The organism is Anaerocolumna cellulosilytica (assembly GCF_014218335.1).
GTDB lineage: Bacteria > Bacillota > Clostridia > Lachnospirales > Lachnospiraceae > Anaerocolumna > Anaerocolumna cellulosilytica.
Genome location: NZ_AP023367.1, coordinates 2080043 through 2101462, shown reverse-complemented (window position 1 = coordinate 2101462; position 21420 = coordinate 2080043). Strand labels below are relative to the sequence as shown.

The 21420-nt window shown below is 37.0% G+C and carries 13 protein-coding genes; 5 read left to right on the top strand and 8 right to left on the bottom strand.

What is annotated here, in order from left to right:
- Positions 1 to 136: 136 nt before the first annotated feature.
- The 7 genes from acsn021_RS08830 to acsn021_RS08800 all read right to left on the bottom strand — a co-directional run bounded on the left by acsn021_RS08830 (position 137) and on the right by acsn021_RS08800 (position 12750).
- Entirely contained in the window at positions 137 to 6457 is a 6321-nt protein-coding gene (locus acsn021_RS08830; RefSeq protein ID WP_184091316.1) for an InlB B-repeat-containing protein, read from the bottom strand.
- Between the two features lie 214 nt (positions 6458 to 6671).
- Positions 6672 to 7736: a response regulator gene (locus acsn021_RS08825; protein WP_243182325.1), complete on the bottom strand. Its 1065-nt coding sequence runs from the start codon at positions 7734 to 7736 to the stop codon at positions 6672 to 6674.
- A 10-nt stretch (positions 7737 to 7746) separates the two neighbouring features.
- The gene (locus tag acsn021_RS08820) at positions 7747 to 9684 is read right to left on the bottom strand and encodes a sensor histidine kinase (RefSeq protein WP_243167792.1); all 1938 of its coding nucleotides are present in this window, start codon (positions 9682 to 9684) and stop codon (positions 7747 to 7749) included.
- 39 nt (positions 9685 to 9723) lie between these two features.
- Positions 9724 to 10326 carry a class I SAM-dependent methyltransferase gene (locus acsn021_RS08815; protein ID WP_184091318.1) on the bottom strand — a complete coding sequence of 201 codons (603 nt, stop codon included), beginning with the start codon at positions 10324 to 10326 and terminating at the stop codon, positions 9724 to 9726.
- Positions 10327 to 10564: 238 nt separating this feature from the next.
- The gene (locus acsn021_RS08810) at positions 10565 to 10891 is read right to left on the bottom strand and encodes a serine hydrolase domain-containing protein (RefSeq protein WP_330601732.1); all 327 of its coding nucleotides are present in this window, start codon (positions 10889 to 10891) and stop codon (positions 10565 to 10567) included.
- Between the two features lie 2 nt (positions 10892 to 10893).
- Positions 10894 to 11133, bottom strand: coding sequence for an AraC family transcriptional regulator (locus acsn021_RS08805; protein WP_243167793.1), 240 nt, complete (start codon positions 11131 to 11133; stop codon positions 10894 to 10896).
- Positions 11134 to 11298: 165 nt separating this feature from the next.
- Positions 11299 to 12750, bottom strand: coding sequence for a DEAD/DEAH box helicase (locus acsn021_RS08800; protein WP_184091320.1), 1452 nt, complete (start codon positions 12748 to 12750; stop codon positions 11299 to 11301).
- Between the two features lie 352 nt (positions 12751 to 13102).
- On the opposite strand from acsn021_RS08800, the gene rsmH reads away from it, so the two are divergent.
- The 5 genes from rsmH to acsn021_RS08775 all read left to right on the top strand — a co-directional run bounded on the left by rsmH (position 13103) and on the right by acsn021_RS08775 (position 19914).
- Positions 13103 to 14152 (top strand): 16S rRNA (cytosine(1402)-N(4))-methyltransferase RsmH, encoded by a 1050-nt coding sequence (rsmH, locus tag acsn021_RS08795; protein ID WP_184091322.1) that lies wholly within the window; start codon positions 13103 to 13105, stop codon positions 14150 to 14152.
- A 249-nt stretch (positions 14153 to 14401) separates the two neighbouring features.
- Entirely contained in the window at positions 14402 to 14986 is a 585-nt protein-coding gene (locus tag acsn021_RS08790) for a TetR/AcrR family transcriptional regulator (protein WP_184091324.1), read from the top strand.
- Between the two features lie 123 nt (positions 14987 to 15109).
- A complete protein-coding gene (locus acsn021_RS08785) occupies positions 15110 to 16885 on the top strand; it encodes an oleate hydratase (RefSeq protein WP_184091326.1) in 1776 nt (591 codons plus the stop codon).
- Between the two features lie 362 nt (positions 16886 to 17247).
- Entirely contained in the window at positions 17248 to 18924 is a 1677-nt protein-coding gene (locus acsn021_RS08780) for a cellulase family glycosylhydrolase (RefSeq protein WP_184091328.1), read from the top strand.
- A gap of 423 nt (positions 18925 to 19347) precedes the next feature.
- Complete coding sequence (locus acsn021_RS08775; protein WP_184091330.1) at positions 19348 to 19914, top strand: hypothetical protein; 567 nt, start codon at positions 19348 to 19350, stop codon at positions 19912 to 19914.
- Between the two features lie 6 nt (positions 19915 to 19920).
- Here acsn021_RS08775 and acsn021_RS08770 read toward each other — a convergent pair whose 3' ends face one another.
- Positions 19921 to 21240 carry a cation:proton antiporter gene (locus tag acsn021_RS08770; RefSeq protein WP_184091332.1) on the bottom strand — a complete coding sequence of 440 codons (1320 nt, stop codon included), beginning with the start codon at positions 21238 to 21240 and terminating at the stop codon, positions 19921 to 19923.
- Positions 21241 to 21420 lie beyond the last annotated feature (180 nt).

Genomic DNA, 21420 nt, shown 5'->3' with positions numbered 1-21420 from the left:
TAAATCGTATATTACTAGCAAAAATTGCAGTTCACTGTGACGGTTAACTTGTAATATATTACAAAGCCTATATTCTATATGTCAATAGAATATAGGCTTTGTTGTTAAGCTCTTTATCTTAGGGATTGTTTCTTAATTAATTAAAATAATAATTAACAATATACTTGCGGTTGACCATCTCCTTGCAAGCCTTTTCCGCTGCTGTTTTGTCTATAAAGTCCATGGTAACTAAATAATATTTACCCTTACGATTAACTAAAACATTGGCACTATCATAATCCTGTCTAAATATTTCTGCAACTTTGTTTGCATACTCTTTACTGCCAATTAAACCAAGGCTGACTTGACTCTTATATAGCTGGGCTTTGCGTGTAATCTTTAATGTATATACTTTACTTGTTGAGCCATTCTCAGCGGTTACCTTAATGTAAACGGTGTTTAATCCTTCTTTTAAATTAAGCTTACCATTTAATATTTCCTTCTCTAAGGCTTTATCACTATAAATTTTAAAAGATGCTTTACTGCTTACTTTAACAGAAGCAGTAAGAGATGTCTTCTCATTAGCAACTGTTGCAGAAATGATACTTCCCTTTCGTACTGCTTTCTCAGGTACTACTATCTTGGTAACTTCTGCCTTAGAAGATTTATTTCTTGTAATGGTTAACTTATATACCTTTGTTGTATTATCCTGTGCAGTTACTTTAATATAGCTTGTATTAACACCGGTTGTAAGTTTTAACTTACCATTAACCACTTCTTTCTTCAGATCCTTATCCAGATATAAGGTCCACGCTGCATTCTTGCTTACTGTTGCTTTTACAGTTAAACTACTAGTTTTATTTGCTACAGAAGCAGTGACAGTACTTCCCTTAATCACAGCATTTGCTGGAGTTGAAAGTTTTGTGATATCTTTTGCTGCTGATTTTATAAATGCATCTGTTTTAACTACAGTAAAGGTGCTAAACTTAGTTATTGCAAAACGAATACCATACACATCTTCTTTATATTCTACAACCTCGCCTTGTACTAACACCTTATCTCCGTCTGAATGCTCAATATACACTGCTAATTGCTTTAATAAAGCTTCTTTTTCTGCTTTATTTGACGGAATAACAACGCCTGTCAATGGTAAAATTATGTCCGTCTTAGCAGATGGCATATTGGTCTCTATGGTAACTGGATTACCAATAATAGATACGGTTGATTCTGGGTTGTTACTTACCTGAATCGCATTCTTTCTTGCTTCTTTTGAAACTATATCTTTTTCCGTTTGGTTTTTAACTGGCACTAAACGGAAATAAAGGTCATCTAACAATACCTGACTTGCATTCTTAACACTCTCTTTTGGCAGACCGATTTTTGCTTCTTCTACATCCATTTGAAGACTGATATTTCCTGCTGTTAAGGTCTTTAATGAGGTCACCGGTATATGAATCGTTGTCTCTTCCACTTCATCCTTGGCATCCGGAATTACAATTCTTGCTATGTCTTTTCCTTCTGCTTTTAACTTTTCAACCGTTTCAATCGCTTTCTCATTTTGTAAGGTTACTTTATCCGATTTCTCACCATTTTCTTTTGTTGTTCTTTCAATTATAATTTGTGAGGCAACACTATCTGTATCCCCTTGCTTTACTTGGGCAGTAATCTGCTCGATACCAGTTGACGGTGAGGTTCCAGAATTAGTATTTAAATTATTGCCTGAACTACCTTCGTCTGAATCACTGTTTACAACCATCCACTTTGCATATACTATAAAATCACTAGTTACGATTGTGGCTGGAGTAAATACAGTACCAGTTCCATTCTCACCAAGATACCATCCGCCAAAAGCATATCCTGCTTTTACAGGATTTCTTGGCCACCTATCGCTTCCAATGGCAGTTCCTTCTTTTACTAATACCTTTGTTACATTAAGGCCTCCATTAGAAAATGTAACAGTATAATCTTTTTCCACTGGCTCAATGATAATAATAGCAGACCATTTTGCATATACCGTTATATCACCAGTTACAATCGTATTCGGTATAAATACAGTACCCGTTCCATTCTCACCAGTATACCAGCCTCCAAACATATAGCCTGCTTTTACAGGATCTGATGGCCATAAGTCACTTCCAAGACTTGTTCCTTCTTCCACCGTTCTTTTAACCGTTTCAAGCCCGCCATGATTAAAGGTAACTTCATAGTTATTAATCTTTTGGTTAATTGTCAGGAATTGAGAAGCCAATGCGTCTGAATATGTAATATGAACTATGGTTGATTCTGTATCCAGTATATCTCCATGTGATGGATTGGTTGTTATACCCTTCTTTTCAAAACCAAAGAAAGAAACATCTTCACTGCTGCCATCACTCATAGTAAGTGTTACTACAAGTCCGCTAAGGTTAAGTGTATCGCCTGCCTGATAGGTAGTTTTTGCAGGTGCTGATTTTATCTGAATGGATTCTACTGTGACAGCTACAGGTTCAAGCGTAACTTCCGGTACCGGAATAAATACTGAGTTAGTACTACTTTTAACCATAATTCCAGACACATTGTTTATGATTGCCCATTTAGCGGTAGCATTACTTTTTAAAACCATGATATCATTAGAGGTTCCCGCCGTATATGTATTTACTCCATTGGTTTTTTCCCACTGTACCATTGTACCCGTGTCTTCAACAATAGGAGTACCAAGATTAGGCAATACATAAACGCCCATAGGAATTATTGAACCCATATCAAAATAAGAAAAGACTATTCCACCACTTAAAATAAATTTGGAATTTTTACTGTTTATTTTAACTGCAACACCTGTGGCTGCTGTTATTAGTGCATTCTCAGAAACCATTATATTACCTTCTGACATGACTGCTGTACCTTGCTTATTTCTAACGATACCGCCACTTAAAAAAATCTCTCCATATGAACTAATTGCGGTTCCTCTCGTTGCCTCTACTACTCCGCCACTTACTGAAACAACAGAATTACTTCCATGAACGTAGATTGCGGTTCCGTCCGTAGCACCAACTCTACCACTTAGAACTGTAACAGAAGTATCCTGACCATACGTAATAATAGCCTGACCAGTGTTAACGCTAACATTACCGCCGTTTATAATAATATTAGAAAAATTTTCTTGGGCAGAAATCCCATTTCCTTCATTTGCCCCATACATGCTAATCTCGCCGCCTTCGACTAACTCAAAAGCACCCTCGCCTTCCAGACGAAGTAAGTCTACTGTAAAACTATTGTCACCATCTAATTTTGCTTTCCATATTACTGTAACATCCTTTGGAATAGTAAGCTCTAAATAATTTTTTGCTCCTCTAATACTACCGGTGACCGTTACTGTCTTTTCTTCTTTATTTACATCAGCAGTAAATGTGCCTATGCCGCCTCTATAACTTTCTATCGTTTCCTTTAGACTATCCCAGTCAATCTCCACTGTAGGAACAAAAACCCACACCTGACCAGCGATGAGATTCTCTTCTACATAACTTAAAACTGGATAGACCCCTTCCGTATATACCCAGGGGCTTTGTGTCAAAGTTGATGGAAAGCCTGATTTCTTACTCAGTTGTTCTGCTGATATCGTTTCCCCATGCTGCTGATTTAACGCCCCACCTATGATAGTCTGTGGTATTCCGTTTACTATAACCGCCATATGTCCAGCAGCAAAATTACCGTTTATAATACTCTCTTCTGTGCTTCCACATACACGTCCAACCCTATCGTTACCAGTAACAGTTGAATTGTATGCACCACAGTTTCGCAGCATTCCATTATTATATACTCTACCTGCTATGCCGCCAATATCATTATTTGAACCGCTAACATTACCAATTGCATAGCTATTCTCTATTGTTCCGCCAGATACAGTACCCGCAATTCCGCCAACTTCCATTGAACCGCTTACTGTGGTAGTTGTATAACAAGTATCAATCGTAACGGATGATACCATAAAGCCCACGAGACCGCCAACATTCATTTTACCAGTAACTGAACCAGTAACATAACAATTTTGTATACTTCCGGTTTTGTCCATATATCCTACTAAACCACCAACACGGACACCACCATTAATATCTACACTTGTCAGACCCAAATTTTGTATTGTTCCATTATAAACACTTCCAAATAATCCTTGGCAATTATCGCTCGAATTATTAATCGTCAGCCCTGTAATCACATGACCATTACCCTCAAAATGACCTCTAAAGATATAGGTTCCAGATTTCCCTATCGGTATCCAACCGCCATCATCTGCATACTCTGATAGGTCAATATTATTCATAAGCTCATAATATTTCGTGCTATAAATCATTGAATCTTTACTATTTACTAATTGTGCAAGCTTAGCTAACTGCCCTGCTGTTTCTATTAGATACGGCGTCTCCGGTGAACCATCTCCGCCTGCAAAAGGACCCTCGTTTTGCTTAGGAAGGACGGTAACTTTAACTACATCCGTTTTCACGCTATCTGCTCCTTCTGCACTTATTTCGCAGTATATATAATATTCACCGGCAACTAAGATTTCCGGAAGATAAAAAACAGAACTCTTTTCACTCACTAAAGGGATACCCTCAATATTGCTTCTGCTTTGACTGGTAAACCACTGATATTTAAGCTGTGTTTGCACCGATGCGGTTGCCCATACTGAAATATTTTGATGAATCATACCTTCTGTAACTGTAATATCTTCCCGTTTATCTATTATAGTAATGATTGGCTTGTTTTCACTTTCCAATTTTACTGTGGTAGGCGCAGTTGTGGAAGCTTTGACTACAATTTCTTCACTTGAGAAGTTACCTGAAATTAGATTACTTGCAGGGTCCACACTCCATGTTTTTCCTGATGTTGTAGTAAATCGTATCTTATTCAAGAGAGATACGATATGTTCCATACCATCCTGAAACTGGATACTGCCGGTGCCGTTTATCGTAACAGCAGCCATAGGACTGACACTAAGTCCTTTACTTTTTTCAAGGGGTACATTTATGTTATTGCCACCAAAAGCCTGAATATTTCCTGAGCCGTCAAGTATAATATTGTCACAGATAATACCATTACCACCTACCCCTTGTGTAGCATTACCGCCTCGTGCTGTCAGATTGCTTTCTCCATTTACTATAAGTTGAGCAGTATAGAGACCGTTATTGTTAAGAATATGGTCATATCCCATACCTGCATCACCACCATTAACAGTAACGGTTCCGGCTTCAAGAGTGACATTTAGTGCACTGTAAATACCATCTCCGCCTCCTCCATATAGGCTGTTACCTCCATTCGCTTTTAAAGTACTATCGCCTCGGACTGTAAGAATATCACTATCGATACCATGTCCACCGGTATATCCTGAACCTGATACTTCACTTCCACCTCCATTAGCAATAACAGTTCCAGATTCAAGTGTGAAATTATCACAAACAATACCTGTAGAGCCATTTCCGTCTTTACTATCACCACCATTAAATATCAGCGTACCAGTGCTATTTACAGTAAGACTTTCTCCTGTGAAAGCATTAGAAGCAGCCCATGCACCCTGCATGCAGTTAGCATTCATGTCTCCAGATCCACTGATAATAACACCATACCCAGATCGAATAGCAACTTTACTACTCTCTACTATTACATTACCTTCAATAACTAGTTCAGTATCCGCATTAAATATGATTGCCTCTTTACTCGTTGTACGAAGACCAATATCTTTTAGCGTTAATTTCATATTCTCAGCATATGTTTCAATATGTAGCGGCCATACAATGTCCTTTATCCCTTCAATCGTCAGTTCAGATATTGTTTCAGGAATGAGCAAATCAGAAATTAAAGGCATTGCATTCAGAATTTTTAATGTATCACCGTCTTTTATTGTGCCATTCCCAAATTTATTGCTCAAATCTGTCCAACTTATGTTTGTTTCTGTTGTAGGAGCCATAGATACAGTATATATACTGCCTGTAACAGGATTCGTATCCGGACCTTTTTCTTGTACAGTAACCCAAATTTCGGGTGCATATACTCCATAAGATAGGCTATAAACTTCCGGAAGTACTGGTGTAAATATATAAGTGCCTGCTTGTTCACCATTATACTCTGGGTCGGCACTCCAAGTTACTGGAACTACGATTGTATCCTCAGTCCCTTGATTTGTCTGTTCATCTATTACATTACTCTCTACAGTAACAGGAAGATCTTCCTCCTCTTTATTTAACAGATTAGGAACTCTTGCCTCTCCCATGAACACCTCTTGCACTACCACTTCCAGTGTGTCTGGAAGATTTAACGCCTCTAAGGTTGTACCAAAAGGCACGGTTTGATTTACTATTTCTTCCGTTAAGCCCTTAAAATCATAAATTATTATATCACTGCTTAACGATGAAACATCTGCCGATGCTGTAATCGGCATTAATCCCAGAACCATGACAACGGTTAGTAACATTGCCAAAAGTCGCTGAGATAGCTTACGTTTACTCATACTTTTATCCTCCTTGTAATTTTATGTTGATAATTGGCCGCTTTCTCTTTAGATGCGCTTCCTATTATGTTGTTGTATTATTATAGGACTTTCGACTCAACAAAAAATAAACAGACAAAATTCGACCCTAACACAAGTGAAAGGGTCGAATGGTTATCATTATTCTTTTTTCTCACAAGAATTCTACGAAAGGGAGTGTTGCATAACAGGCTTTTTAAGAGCCTTTCTGTAAAATCCATGCATATGGATTCATTGAAATCCCCGCTGTTTCATCCAGTAAAAGCTGTTCCATTTGCTGTCGCAACTGTTGGGCCTTTTGCTGCTGTCCGGTCATCCTATAATTAGCAATTAAGTAGCTGCATGCCTCTTCATGGAAGGGGTTGAGCTCCAACACCCTCCAGTACAGTGGTTGTGCTTTTACATATTCTTCCTGATGTTCGTATTGCTTTGCAGCTTTAAGTAAATTCGTATTCAAACGCTCTTCCAAGGTGTGTGCTTTGGCAAATGACCATTCATAAGTTTTTCCGTAAAACAATTCCCCATGATACAGCTCATTCAATTTCTCAAGTCCTGAAACGGTATTCCATGCGGACTTTTGTATCCGCTCAAACTCATATAAATCACAGTACATTTTTTGGGTATTTATAGAGATTTGCCTATGATTCGTAACCATGCATTCTTCTAACCCATACTGTTGCAATGCCTTTCGGATATAATAGACGGTAGAATTAATATTTTTCAAAGCTTTATCCGGTGCAAATCCATCCCACAGCGTATCTGCAATCTCATCGCGACTAACGCTGCCTTTACAGATTAAAAATGCAAATAGCTCCTCAACCTTTGGGGAACGCCAGCTTATGCGTTCACCGCCATCTCCATAAACCGATACAGCAAATCCACCAAAGCAAGTAACATTCAAACGTTTCTCTTCGCTCTTTTTCGGCTTGATAAGCCTGTTCACAGTCTTTACAAGGCGTTCACGGCTGACCGGTTTTAGCAGATAGTCCACTGCCTCCAGTTCAAAAGCCTCCACCGCATATTCTCCATACCCGGTAACAAACACTACCTTTGCAAAACTTCCATGCTTAAGAAGATTATTGGCAAATTCCATTCCGTCCATTTCCGGCATACTGATATCCAGAAAAACTACATCTACCGGATATTCTTTAACATAATTTAGAGCTGATGCTGCATCACCAAACGTAATACATAGTTCCATGTTCTCAAGCTCTGCTAGCAGACTTGCAAGTCGGTCTCTGGCTAGTTTTTCATCATCCACAATAATTGCTTTAATGGTTGATACCTCCCTTTCGTACCTGTTTAAGCTTTGGTATTTTATCGTTATTGAGGGGTAAGGCAAACGTAACTTGTGTTCCTTTTCCCTTTTCGCTGCTTATGATTATTTCTGTATTATAAAGCATTTTCAAACGCTGATTGATGTTCCAAACACCGATTCCCCTCTCTTTTGTATTGTCGACCAACAATCCTCCTAGTTTACCGCTATCCATTCCGACTCCATTGTCAGTAATTTTAAAGACCGCTTCCTGTGCACAGCGTTTAATCGAAATTGTTACTGTACCCCCTGCTATATTACCCATCAGCCCATGTCTCACGGCATTTTCTACCAAGGGCTGCAACACTAGGGGCGGAAGCGGAATATGCAAGGTTTCGTCTATATCATATTCGACTCTAAGACGGTCACCAAAACGGGTTTTTTCAATATACAAATAAGCGTCTAACAATTCCAGCTCTTTTGCCAACGTAGACATTGCGTCCATCCTTTTAAAATCAAAACTATGCCGTAGATACTGTGAAAGCTCTACCACCACATCCTCTGCCTTTTCTGGCTCCGACCTGCATAATGATGCTATGGAATTGAGTGCATTATACAAAAAATGTGGATTTATCTGCGAACGCAGAAAAGCAATCTCTGCCTCCTGCGTTCGTTTCACAGAATGTTTTAAATTCCTCAAAGCCGAAAAATATTGCATCGACAACATTAATATCATCGCAACAGCCAATATCATGATATACACTTGCAAAAATCCGGAACTTGTTTTAAAACCCAAGGAGAATAAAATTGCATCTGCGGAATATAAATTAACCGACAATATGGAAATAAAGAGCAACAAACCTTCTCCACTTCGTATATATAAGAGGATTACCCTTACTAACAAAACCAATAAAATGATGCTGTTACAAGACATCACAAGCAGATATATTCTATTATATATATAAATCGGAAGTACCACTACAGTCACCAAACTAGCTACATATGTAAATGTAATCAACTTAGCCACACGTACCGACAAAAGTCCACTCTTAAATTTATGAAAAATCCAGATTAGCACAATAAAGTTAGCTGATAAAAAAAAGTCTTTCATTTTAAAAACTATGGTAAAAGAGATATCCGGTAATAATAAAAGTAAAGGACGCTGATCCGCCAGCGCATTGCCGATTGCAAATAGAAAACAAAAAAGAGAAAAAAGAGGTAATAAGTATTCTTTATGCCCCCCTGCAAAGGCAACACAAAAGAATATTAAATGTACCAATGCAATTGTCCATAATATTGCAAAGACGGCAAGTGAAAGTAGATTATTTTTCTGATACTCATGCATCATAGCATCTTCACTACCGATTTCTAAGGAAACTGGTATTCCTGAATTTAGATATTCATAATTAGCAACCTGTACAAGTATTTCAACACTTCCGCCATCGATACTAAAAAACCCCAACTGAGGAGTATTTCCAGACTTATACTCTGCTGACTTCTCTGCCGGTACTCCATCGGATAGCAGTTCCTTACCATTCACATAGACTTTACTGGAGAAGCGCGCATTGCCCTTTTTTAATCCAAGTACCCCACGAAAAGGAATGCCTTCAACGACCAGACGATAAGTAGCATATCCAAAAACAGGTATTTCATTCTGTCCAAACACCTTTCCATTCCATAATCCAGGTACCTGTAAATAACCGGTAAGTTCTGGCTTGTTCTTATTTGGGGCTGTAAAGTCTGCCGGCGTTAAAAGCTGCTCCCAATAAAATTCCCATTCCCCATCCAAAGGAAGCGTTTTAATATGCTCCAGATTCCAGCCATGAAGCTTCATTCTGCCATTTACAACCTGATAGCTGGTGTCGTGTCCTAATTTATTGCTCGGCATAGATAACAATAACATTGAAATAAACGCAAAGATTATCAGAAAAACCATCAGAAACCTTTTTGGCAAACCCTTACCTCCACTCGGAACAAATATATTTTTCTAACATTATTTCTCGGCATCAAGAATAAATAGTGACGCATCTTGTCCCATGAATATCTTACTTCCATTATAAAAAGTTTTCGATTGTATATTTCTATATCCTATATTACTCATCCTATCATTTAACTCTGTTTGGCTAAATCCATTATGAACCATATCAGAATCTATGTTTTCATTTTTGTTATAATCTACGACGATTAAATGCCCCTTATCTTTAAGAACCTCATAAAGTCTGGACAATACTAACTCAATATCATTAATATGAAGTAAGACTTGAACCATAAAAATATAGTCCGCATGCACATCCGACAGGTTATCTTTTTCAAAGTCAAAACATAACGTTGCTGCATTCTGTATATTTGCACTAGTAATTTTTTGCTCTACTTGATGAATCATATTTTGTGAGGTATCCAGAAAAAGTATGGAATTCAACTTGTTTAACAAATCCATTCCTACTAGACCCGTACCACAGCCAAAATCAATTGCATCCTTTCCATTCGAATCTACTAAAAATTCACCGATAGCTTCTGAAGATACCTTTGCAATTTGGATTCTTTCAGGTGTATCATACATATTAGCTATCATTTCAAACTTATCCGTATTTCCCATTATTATCACTCCAATCTGCCATGATATATATCTATAACCTTCTCCTGTCTTTATAGAATTTTCTAGATATGCTTTTGAATTTTTTAATTATAAATGAAATATAGCAATACAAATATATTAAATTATACCATCCATTACAAGCAAATACAATTTCTTTCATCCGCAAGCCTGTTATACTTTAATGATATCTATAAATATTAATACCTTTTAGTTAAATTATCAACCTATCCATACTAGGTCATTCGTTTCTATCAAACATAGGTTCCATATACTCCCTGATAAGTTTCAATCGATCTTTCGCATGTGGTATAAAAAGAGAAGCAATGGATATTACCATTTTTTTCTTCGTATTAACATAAATCACATTTCCTCCATCTCCCATAGCTGCATAGATCTTTTCCTTATCATCTATAATCCACCACATATAACCATACGACAACTTATCCCATCGACTTTGTTCCTTTGTACTCTCATCTATCCACTGCGCAGGTACTATTTGTTTGCCCTTAAAGACTCCGCCCTCTAGGTATAGTTGCCCTATTCTTGCCATATCCATAGTGGACAAACTTAGTCCCCAGCCCGGTGTGCCAGTAAAAACATGGCCTTCTCCATTCGAATCCGGTTCACATAATGGGCTAACGGTTCATGCAGCATCCCCTGAAAAATCCTGCTGAAATGGTATTTGGAAAACCCTGCTACGCCCGCAAGTTCTGTGATGGTAAGAGACTGTCCTACATGATGTTCAATATAATCCTGCACTTTATGAATTCTTCGAAGGTATTCCTCCTTACATTTCTTATCTGGCATATAATTCCTCCTGCTTCTGTTAATCACCTATTATATAGAAATATATACTTATTTTAAAGTATATCCCTTATACCTTACTTAAATTTCCAATTGACACAATGAACTGATTCGTTCGAATTTGGGACTTATTGAAATTTATAGTAGGCAGAGTAATTATCTATGGCTTTAAATTTTATCCATTACCTCGATTACCTTCAATTGCTTCCCGCAAATCTTTGTATTTTTCATTGCTTCTAGTACCAATGAGCCTTTACCATTTAGTATTTCTATATAGGTAAGTGTATCTTGCATTGATATTATTCCAATGTCCTCTGCCCTGACACCTTCCAGATTAGATATGACTCCGACAAAATTAGTTGCTCTAAGTTTCTTATTTCTGCCGCCATTGAAACGTAATTTCATTATTTCTTTATTTAATTGATCACTTTTCATTTTTCTTATCTGAGATGCCATATTGATTTTTTCATCAAAAAAAGGTTTTTGAATGGATACTTCTTCTTTGGCAGGTTTCGTTAATTCCTGAATTTTGAATCCAATCTGTTCTTCTATAGCATGCAAGTATCTGGTTTGTGCTGAATTTACAAAGGAGATGGCTTTTCCTTTTTGCCCTGCACGCCCTGTTCTTCCTGTACGATGAATATAATTTTCTTCATCTAAAGGAATATCATAGTTAATAACCAGAGAAATATTTTCTATATCTATTCCTCTTGCCATTACATCTGTGGCAATTAAATAACGGTACTCCCCCCTTTTAAAACGCCTCATTGCAGATATTCGCTCGTCCTGTTCCATACCGCCATGCATTTTATTACAGGGATAGCCAGCATCATTCAGACGACTACATACCATATCCACACGATCCTTAGTACTGCAAAAAATGATAGAGCTATCCGGTTTTTCAATAATCATAACATCGGTTAACAACTCAAATTTATCTTCTTCATTCGTAATATAAAGAAAATGTTTAATCCCAGCAGTCATGATACTGGTTTCACTGACATCTACATGAATCGGGTCTTTCATATGCTTTGATGATATGCTTTTTACTTCATCATTCATAGTAGCTGAAAACAACATAGTCATCCGTTCCCCCGGCAGTTCTTTTAAAATTGCCTCTACCTGGCTGGCGAATCCCATATCAAACATTCTATCTGCTTCATCTATTACTAAATAATTCATCTTACTTAAGGTTAGTGTGCCTTTCTTTATATGATCCATAACACGCCCCGGTGTACCAACAACAACATGTGTTTTCTGCTTCAACTCTGCTTTCTCCACCGAAAATGGGTGTCCGCCATAGATTGCTGTTGCTTTTACTCGCTTAAATCTGCCTATATTAATAAAATCCTCTTTTATTTGAACGGCAAGTTCCCTTGTTGGCGTCAAAATTAGGGCTTGTGGTTTATTTTCAAGCCATTCAATCAGTTCACATATGGGAATTGCATATGCACCGGTCTTGCCACTGCCTGTCTGTGCTTTGACGATAAGATCATTTTTTTCTAAAGCAGAAGGTATGACTTTGGCCTGAACGTTTGTAGGTATATAATATTCCAGGCCATTAAGCGCCTTAATAATATCCTCACTGATTTTATATTTGTAAAAACTGCTGCTATCCATATTTAAACCTCTCATTCAAAAGTTAGGTGTTTGCAAAACAACCTTTTTACTCTAAACATAGAGTTTTGCAAGCTCCTAAATTAATAGTATATACGATAAAAAAATTATTGATTTATTTTAATATAATTTCTTAAGTACCCACCTATTTTACATAAGTAACTTGTTCAATGCAATAAAAAAGGACATTTACACACATTGGCGATACGATTGATTTTCATACCGATTCTTTATTTATATTTGCTATTATGACATGCATTTGCTATCATAGATTGTAGTAATGTTTAAAATCATCAGTTTCGCTGATGTTTTGAATCATTTATTAAAAAAGATAGTTAAAAAGGCGGAAACAAGAATGGATAATCAAGAACAAAAACACCAGCGTCGTCCCAGGTATAAAGGTACCCACCCAAAAGCTTTTAAAGATAAATATAAAGAACTGCAACCGGAGTTATATGCCGATGCTGTTGCAAAAGTAATTCAAAAGGGCAATACTCCTGCAGGTATGCATCGTTCCATTTGTGTGAAAGAAATATTAGATTTCTTACAAATTGCCCCTGGACAAACCGGATTAGATGCAACTTTGGGTTATGGTGGTCATACCTTAGAAATGCTTAAATGTTTAAATTCAAAGGGGCATTTGTATGCTACCGATGTGGATTCGATCGAATTACCGCGAACAAGGGAGCGTTTAGAGCGTTTAGGATTTGGCTCAGATATTTTAACAATTAAGCAAACAAATTTTTCAAATATCGATGAAATTACTTCTGAATCGGGGCCATTGAATTTTATTTTGGCAGATTTAGGTGTCTCATCTATGCAAATAGATAATCCTGAAAGAGGATTCTCTTTTAAGACGGAGGGTCCCTTAGACTTACGGTTAAATCCATCAAAAGGAGTCTCTGCGGCGGAACGTCTTAAAACTATTTCACAAGATGAATTATATGGTATGCTGTTAGAAAATGCAGATGAACCTCATTCTGCTGAGATTTCTCGTGCTATTATTTCAACAATAAGAAAGGGAGTTGAGATAACAACAACAAGTCAACTAAAACAAATTATCAACGATGCGCTGAAATTCATTCCTGAAAAAGATAGAAGCTATGAAATAAAAAAATCCTGTCAGAGAAGCTTTCAAGCATTACGAATTGATGTGAACAATGAGTTTGAAGTTCTATATAAATTTCTAGAAAAACTTCCTGCTGCACTGGCTGAGGGTGGACGTGTTGCTATCCTTACCTTTCATTCCGGTGAAGATCGTCTTGTTAAAAAATCTTTTCAACAATTCTATCGTGAAGGAATTTATCGAGAAATAGCTCCTGAGGCTATTCGCCCATCAGCTGCCGAATGTAATACTAATAGCCGTGCCAAGTGTGCAAAATTGCGCTGGGCCATAAAATCATAATGCTTTGCTTACTTTTATAAGAGCCGATGATGGGTGATTGCTCACTCATTTATCGGCTTAAATCCTATATATCATTCGTCTTCATGAGCTGTCTACACAAAGCGGTCATTAAATTATTCTACAAATCTTTTAATATATGCTATAATTTAAGCGTTGGAATTACATGGAAGCATACTCGAACCTAATCTGATATTTTGTTCGCCTATGCTAATCTTTTGATAGCAAAATCATACTTAGGAGGGCTTTTGAATGTCGCAGATAACAAAGCGAGCTCTAGAAACCTCGCTTAAAAATCTTTTATTACAGAAACCACTTCATAAAATCACCATTTCAGATATCGCAACAGATTGCGGAATTAACCGCATGACCTTTTACTATCATTTTAAAGACATATATGATTTAATTGAATGGATTTGTATGGAAGAAACGGCAAGAGCAATTAATGGTAAAAAAACATATGAGACTTGGCAGCAGGGTTTTTTGCAAACATTTCAAATGGTTCTTGATAACAAACCATTCATTTCAAATGTTTATCATTCTATCAGCAGAGAAAAAATTGAAGATTACTTCTATGCAATAACTTATGATTTGTTGATTGGAGTCATTGAAGAAAAAGCAATTGGCATGAATGTTTCGGAAGCAAATAAAAAGTTCATAGCTAACTTTTATAATTTTGCTTTTGTCGGTCTGCTTATGGATTGGATTAAAAAGGATATGCAGGAAGACCCGCAATTAATCATTAATCAACTCAGCACCTTGATTCACGGTGAAGTTTCAAGAGCCTTAAACAAATATCAAGTTAAGAAAACTAATCAAATACATAAAAATGATTAAAAAATATACAGTTTTGCCCATATGTTGTAAAACTTATCAAAGTCAAATGATTGTTTATTGTAGTAATTTCAGTAAATAGTACAATAGTGAGTGAAAGAAATCATAAAACTGGAGGTAATCACTATGTATTATTCTAAAGGAAATTATGAATCACTTGCACGACCTGAAAAACCCAAAGGTGTTGATACTAAATCGGCTTATTTAATCGGTTCAGGCCTCGCCTCACTTGCTGCCGCAGCTTTTCTTGTTCGTGACGGACAGATGGAAGGCAAAAGAATCCACATCTTAGAGAAGGATTCTCTTGCAGGCGGTGCCTGCGATGGCTACGAATATGACAATACCGGATTTGTAATTCGCGGCGGGCGTGAAGTAGACAATCGCTATGAGTGTCTGTGGGATTTATTCCATTCCATTCCGTCACTGGAAATCGAAGGTGCCAGTGTACTGGATGAGTTCTATTGGCTCAATAAACATGACCCGAACAGCTCTCTCACACGAGCAACGGTGAATCGCGGTGAAGATGCCCATACTGACGGCAAGTTTACTTTGTCAGACAAAGGTACACAAGAGATTATGAGACTGTTTTTTACACCAGATGAAGCTTTGTATAATAAACGCATCTCTGAAGTATTCAGCGATGAAGTACTAAATTCTAACTTCTGGTTATACTGGCGTACTATGTTCGCTTTTGAAAATTGGCATAGTGCTCTTGAAATGAAATTGTATATTAAACGGTTCGTTCATCATATTGGAGGTATGCCTGATTTTACTGCGGTTCGTTTTACAAAGCTTAACCAGTATGAATCTATGATTCTTCCATTAGTTAAGTATTTAGATTCTCATAATGTTCAATTCCATTACGGCACTAAAGTGGAGAACGTACAATTTGATACTCAGAAAGATAAGAAAGTTGCGACCCGGATTGATATTATCAGGAATCATCAGAAGGAGCATATCGATCTGACTGAAGACGATTTGGTGTTTATCACTAATGGCGGCTGTGTTGAGAATTCTTCCATCGGCAGCCAAAACACTCCCGCTGCTTTCAACTATGAGATTAAGCAAGGCGGCGGCTGGGATATGTGGCGTAAAATTGCAGCCCAGGATTCGTCTTTTGGACACCCGGATAAATTCTGCTATGATGCAGAGCAAAGCAACTGGATGTCCGCAACTGTGACGACTTTAGACAACCGTATCCCCCCTTATATTCAGAGCATCTGCAAGCGAGACCCTTTCAGCGGGAAAATAGTTACAGGCGGTATCGTAACGGTCAAAGATTCAAACTGGCTGCTTAGCTGGACTTTTAACCGCCAGCCTCATTTCCGTAATCAGCCCAAGAATCAGTTGGTGGGTTGGATTTACGGATTATTTACCGACAAACCCGGTAATTATATTAAAAAGCCTATGCGCGATTGTACCGGTAAGGAAATCTGTATGGAGTGGCTGTATCACATTGGCGTACCGGAGAATCAGATTGAGGATATGGCAGAGAATAGTGCTAACACTGTACCTTGTATGATGCCATACATAACTGCATTTTTCATGCCCCGTGAAGCAGGTGACCGCCCTGCTGTTATTCCAACGGGCAGTGTTAACTTTGCTTTCCTTGGTCAATTCGCTGAAACAACACGCGATACAATCTTTACAATAGAATACTCCGTCCGTACCGCCATGGAAAGTGTTTATACACTTTTAAACATTGACCGCGGTGTGCCAGAAGTTTGGGGAAGTACTTACGATATTCGCGATTTACTGAATGCAACTTCAACCTTGAGTGATGGGAAAAAGCTTACAGACTTAAATCTTGACCCAAATATAAAAGCCGTGTTCCTAGAAACACTTAAAAAAATTGCCGGCACTGATATAGAAAAATTATTAAAAGAATATTCCTTAATATAGCAATCGTTTTGCAAGCAGAAATGTATTTATAAAACTTCAACGCCCCAAGAAAGAAAGTCTAATCGAGATATTACAATTTCGATTAGACTTTCTTTTTACTCTAGTACGGTCAGAATAGGCTATAAATTTAATAACATACTGTCGAAAATAAGTCCTAATTTTGTAAATATTTTTCTGTTTCATTTTAACTAATTTCGAATGGTTTAAAAATCCATATCACTTTTTGTTAAACTTTTCACATTTTCGTAAACAAATTTTTACTTTACGAAAAAATAGTTTAGCAGTAACATTATGGCGTATTAGTAATAAATGGAATTTGGTACCAGTCAACAAATGAGTAATGTACAGAAAAGGAGAATGTCATGACTAAAAATGCAAAAAGAACATTGATTACTCTTGCAGTAATAATTGCTATGGTAATAACTATCATACCGAACGCAACCGTTACAGCAACTTCATCAGATTATTCTCACCTAATTGGTAATTCTGATGTGAAAAAACCTTCTGTCGGAGGTAAATTACAGATACTTGCTAAAAACGGCACAATGACACTATGCGGTGAAGATGGAAATCCAATTCAATTAAGGGGTATGAGTACCCATGGATTACAGTGGTTTCCTAAGGTTGTTAATACGAATGCTTTTTCAGCCCTTTCGAATGACTGGGAGGCAAATGTAATCCGCCTTGCTATGTATATAGGTGAAGATGGGTATGCAACCAATCCATCCGTTAAACAGGAAGTTATAAAGGGCATAGACTATGCAATTGCCAATAATATGTATGTGATTGTAGATTGGCATATGATTAATCCAGGTAATCCAAATGACAATATCTATTCAGGAGCACAAAGCTTCTTTAATGAGATTTCTGATTTATATCCAAATAATAAAAACCTAATTTATGAATTATGCAATGAACCAAATGATGGAAGTGGAGGCGTATCAAATGATGCTGCCGGATGGGCACAGGTAAAAGCTTATGCAACCCCTATCGTAGAACTATTAAGAAACAAAGGAAATGAAAATCTCATCATTGTTGGCAATCCCTTCTGGAGTCAAAGACCTGATTTGGCAGCAGATAATCCAATTGACGACAATAATACAATGTACTCTGTTCATTTTTATAGTGGCACCAATCCCGTATCAGATGTAGAGACAGATAGAAATAATGCAATGAGTAATGTAAAATATGCACTTGAACATGGTGTTGCTGTATTTGCTACAGAATGGGGAACCAGTCTGGCAACGGGTACTACTGGACCATACCTTGAAAAAGCGGATGCATGGTTAGAGTTTCTTAATGCAAATAACATTAGCTGGTGTAATTTTTCACTCTGTAACAAGAACGAAGTGGCATCTGCATTAAATAGTACTACAAATCTTGACCCAGGTTATGATAAAGTATGGACAGACGCTGAATTAACCAAGTCAGGACAATATGTACGTGCCCGTATTAAAGGTGTTTATTATGCCACTCCAGATGAACCAGAACCAAACAAGCCACAACCGCCATTAGATTTTTCTTCTGGCTTCTGGGATTTTAATGACGGGACTACACAAGGTTTTGGTATTAATGCAGATAGTCCAATCACTTCGATAATGATACAAAATGCCAACAATGCATTAGAACTTTCTGGTCTTAATACCCATGGCAGCAATGATTTATCAGAAGGTAACTTCTGGGCAAATGCCCGTCTTTCAGCTGATGTCTGGGGTCACTCTATTAATGTATATGGATTTACAAAACTTACAATGGATGTTATCTCTCCGTCACCAACCAATGTATCAATCGCAGCTATTCCACAAAGCAACAGTTGCGGATGGGCAAATCCAACAAGAGCGGTGCGTGTCTTTAAAAATAACTTCGTAGCGCAATCAGATGGTACCTATAAGGCAACGTTGACCATTTCCGTTGATGATAGTCCTAACTTCAAAGCGATAGCTGCGGACTCTACTGATAGTATCGTAAGAAATATGATATTATTTATTGGTTCAAGTTCAGACAACCTATCTTTAGATAATATAAAATTTACAAAATAAACCCCGGGTAATGTCTTCTCTTACAACCTATAGAGGAAATTAACTAAAAGAACATATAAGAACGCTTAAATAGGATTGTGTACGTATAATAAAGCAGATGGAGCTCCAAGAATCTTTGATTGATTTTTGGAGTTCCATTTATTATTCAATTGTTTTAGCAAACGCGGCACTATATACCTTGCCCATAAGATTTCGAACTCCTTCTCTTTTCCTTGATAGCACTGGTTAATGCAAATATAATTAAAATTTTCATATGATTTATTGATAATATTACTTATATATTCTATAATTTACCTATACTATATTGCTATACCATACCGCTGAATGCAATAACAAATATCCCTTGACATATTATCGGCAAGAATAGAACGTGATGCCCGTTCAATTTTAGCAGTATTCAGACCTCCCAATTAAGGAGAACATATGAAGAAACCATATTTTTTAATTGCCCTATTCACCGCAGTCATTATTGTTACATGTTTGCTGGGATACCGTTTTATCGCAGATAGCAATAAGACTAAATCTGAAAAAGAATACCAAGCAACCTTGGAACTTGTAACAGATATCAATCAAAACAGTGATTTTGGCGGATTAGAGCTGCTTAAATTATCAAATAACAAGGAAAACCAGCCGTCCCAAGGAACTTCTGATATTCTTCCTAAATTTGCAGAAGACGCAAAAGATGGCGTTGAAGGGATTTATTTTAATTATCCCTATGATAGTAACGACTACCGACTTTCAAAAATCAGCATAACACAGGTACCATATCATATTTATGGCATTACTGAAGGGCAAAACCTCAATGAAGCAGCACTGCTCTTGGAAGACAAGGGGTTTACCTTGCAAGAAACTATTTCAGATAATGATGTGGATTTTGTTTTGTATCGGCAGCACCATGTTAGTATTTCCCTTAAGGTTGGTAATGGCAACAGAACTATCAGCACAATCATTGTTTCAGTCTATGATAAACTGGATGATGCAGTATATTAAGTATCTTTAAAAAAGTTCCCGGTCGGGTTTGATTTTTTTGTTGTTTTGTCCATGGTTCATGCCCTGGGCATCCTCTTTCACTCGAATGTTTCCGGTTAAAAAGAAATTCATCATAGAACCTGACATAAATGAAGTCGCTAATGCCATGATGAAAATGGCAACAAAAACTCTGTCATCAATCAAACTGTTTTCTAATCCTACTCCGGCTAATATAACACCGGTAGCGCCACGTGCATTCAATCCAGAAGCAATGGCTATGACCTGACGATTAATTTTCAATCCAGAAAGACGAGCACCAATCAATACTGAACCAAATTTAGTAATAGAAGCGATTACAATTAAGGTAATCACTAATACGAAGTCGAAGTTGGCTGCAAAATTTGTTGCCATTCCAATTGAGACAAAGTAAATAGGTGCAAAGAAGCCATGAGAAAAACGTTTAATTACTTGAAAGGCTTTATGAGCTTCCTCGCTACTACCAGCAACCGCTATCCCAACTAAAAAAGCTCCTAGAAAGGCATGGATGCCAATAAATTCGGTCAGACTGCTGGACACAAGAATGACACAGGCAGTAACAGCGATAAAACCATTTGGCCAAACAACCCGTTTACGTACCCAATCAAGAGACTTATGGATAAATTTCTTTCCTATTAATATTACAACAAAAAAAGCAATTGTTATAATTATTGTTATTGTCATATTAAAATTAGAACTAATTGTAGATTGCTCCAAAGTAATGGCATTCAGAATCAATGCAAATAAAAACCAGTTGATTATATCATCCACGACTGTGGCAGCCATAATAATGGTTCCAATCTTATCTTTTATATAACCAATATCCATTAATATCCGCGCAATAACCGGATTGGCAGAATTAGCCAAATTAATACCAATGAACAATGCAAAAATAAAAAAATGCTTCTGAACTACTGGTCCCCAAAAATCTTTTGGAATCAGGTAAACCAATCCGACACCAGCAGCTATCGGTAATAACGTGCCCACAAGACCTATTATCAAGGCACTTTTTCCACTATCACGCAAGTCAGATATATTTATCTCTAATCCGACAGTAAACATGAAGAATAACATCCCCATCTTGATAAAATTATCCCTTACTATAACTATATTTTCCGAAGATTGGAATAACCAACTATAGGCGTTAGGAAAGATAAATCCAAAAACTGTTACACCAAGTATAATTCCTCCCATTAATTCACCTAGAATTGTTGGTTGTTTGAAACGGCGCATTATTTGGCCTAAAATAAGACTAATGGAAAGCATCATAATTATCTGAACCGTAAATTTAACAAAATCTTCTGAATTCAAAAAGTTATCAACTCCTTTTATAATTTATTTAATAATGGAAATTAAATACAGATAACTAAACACTTGCAATTCTAACAAAAAGTATTGTAATACATTAAAAAAATGGTCGTATGCAAACAAATGCTCCAACTCACATTTGCAAAAATATGAATTGGAGCATTATACTCTAACTATAGTTAA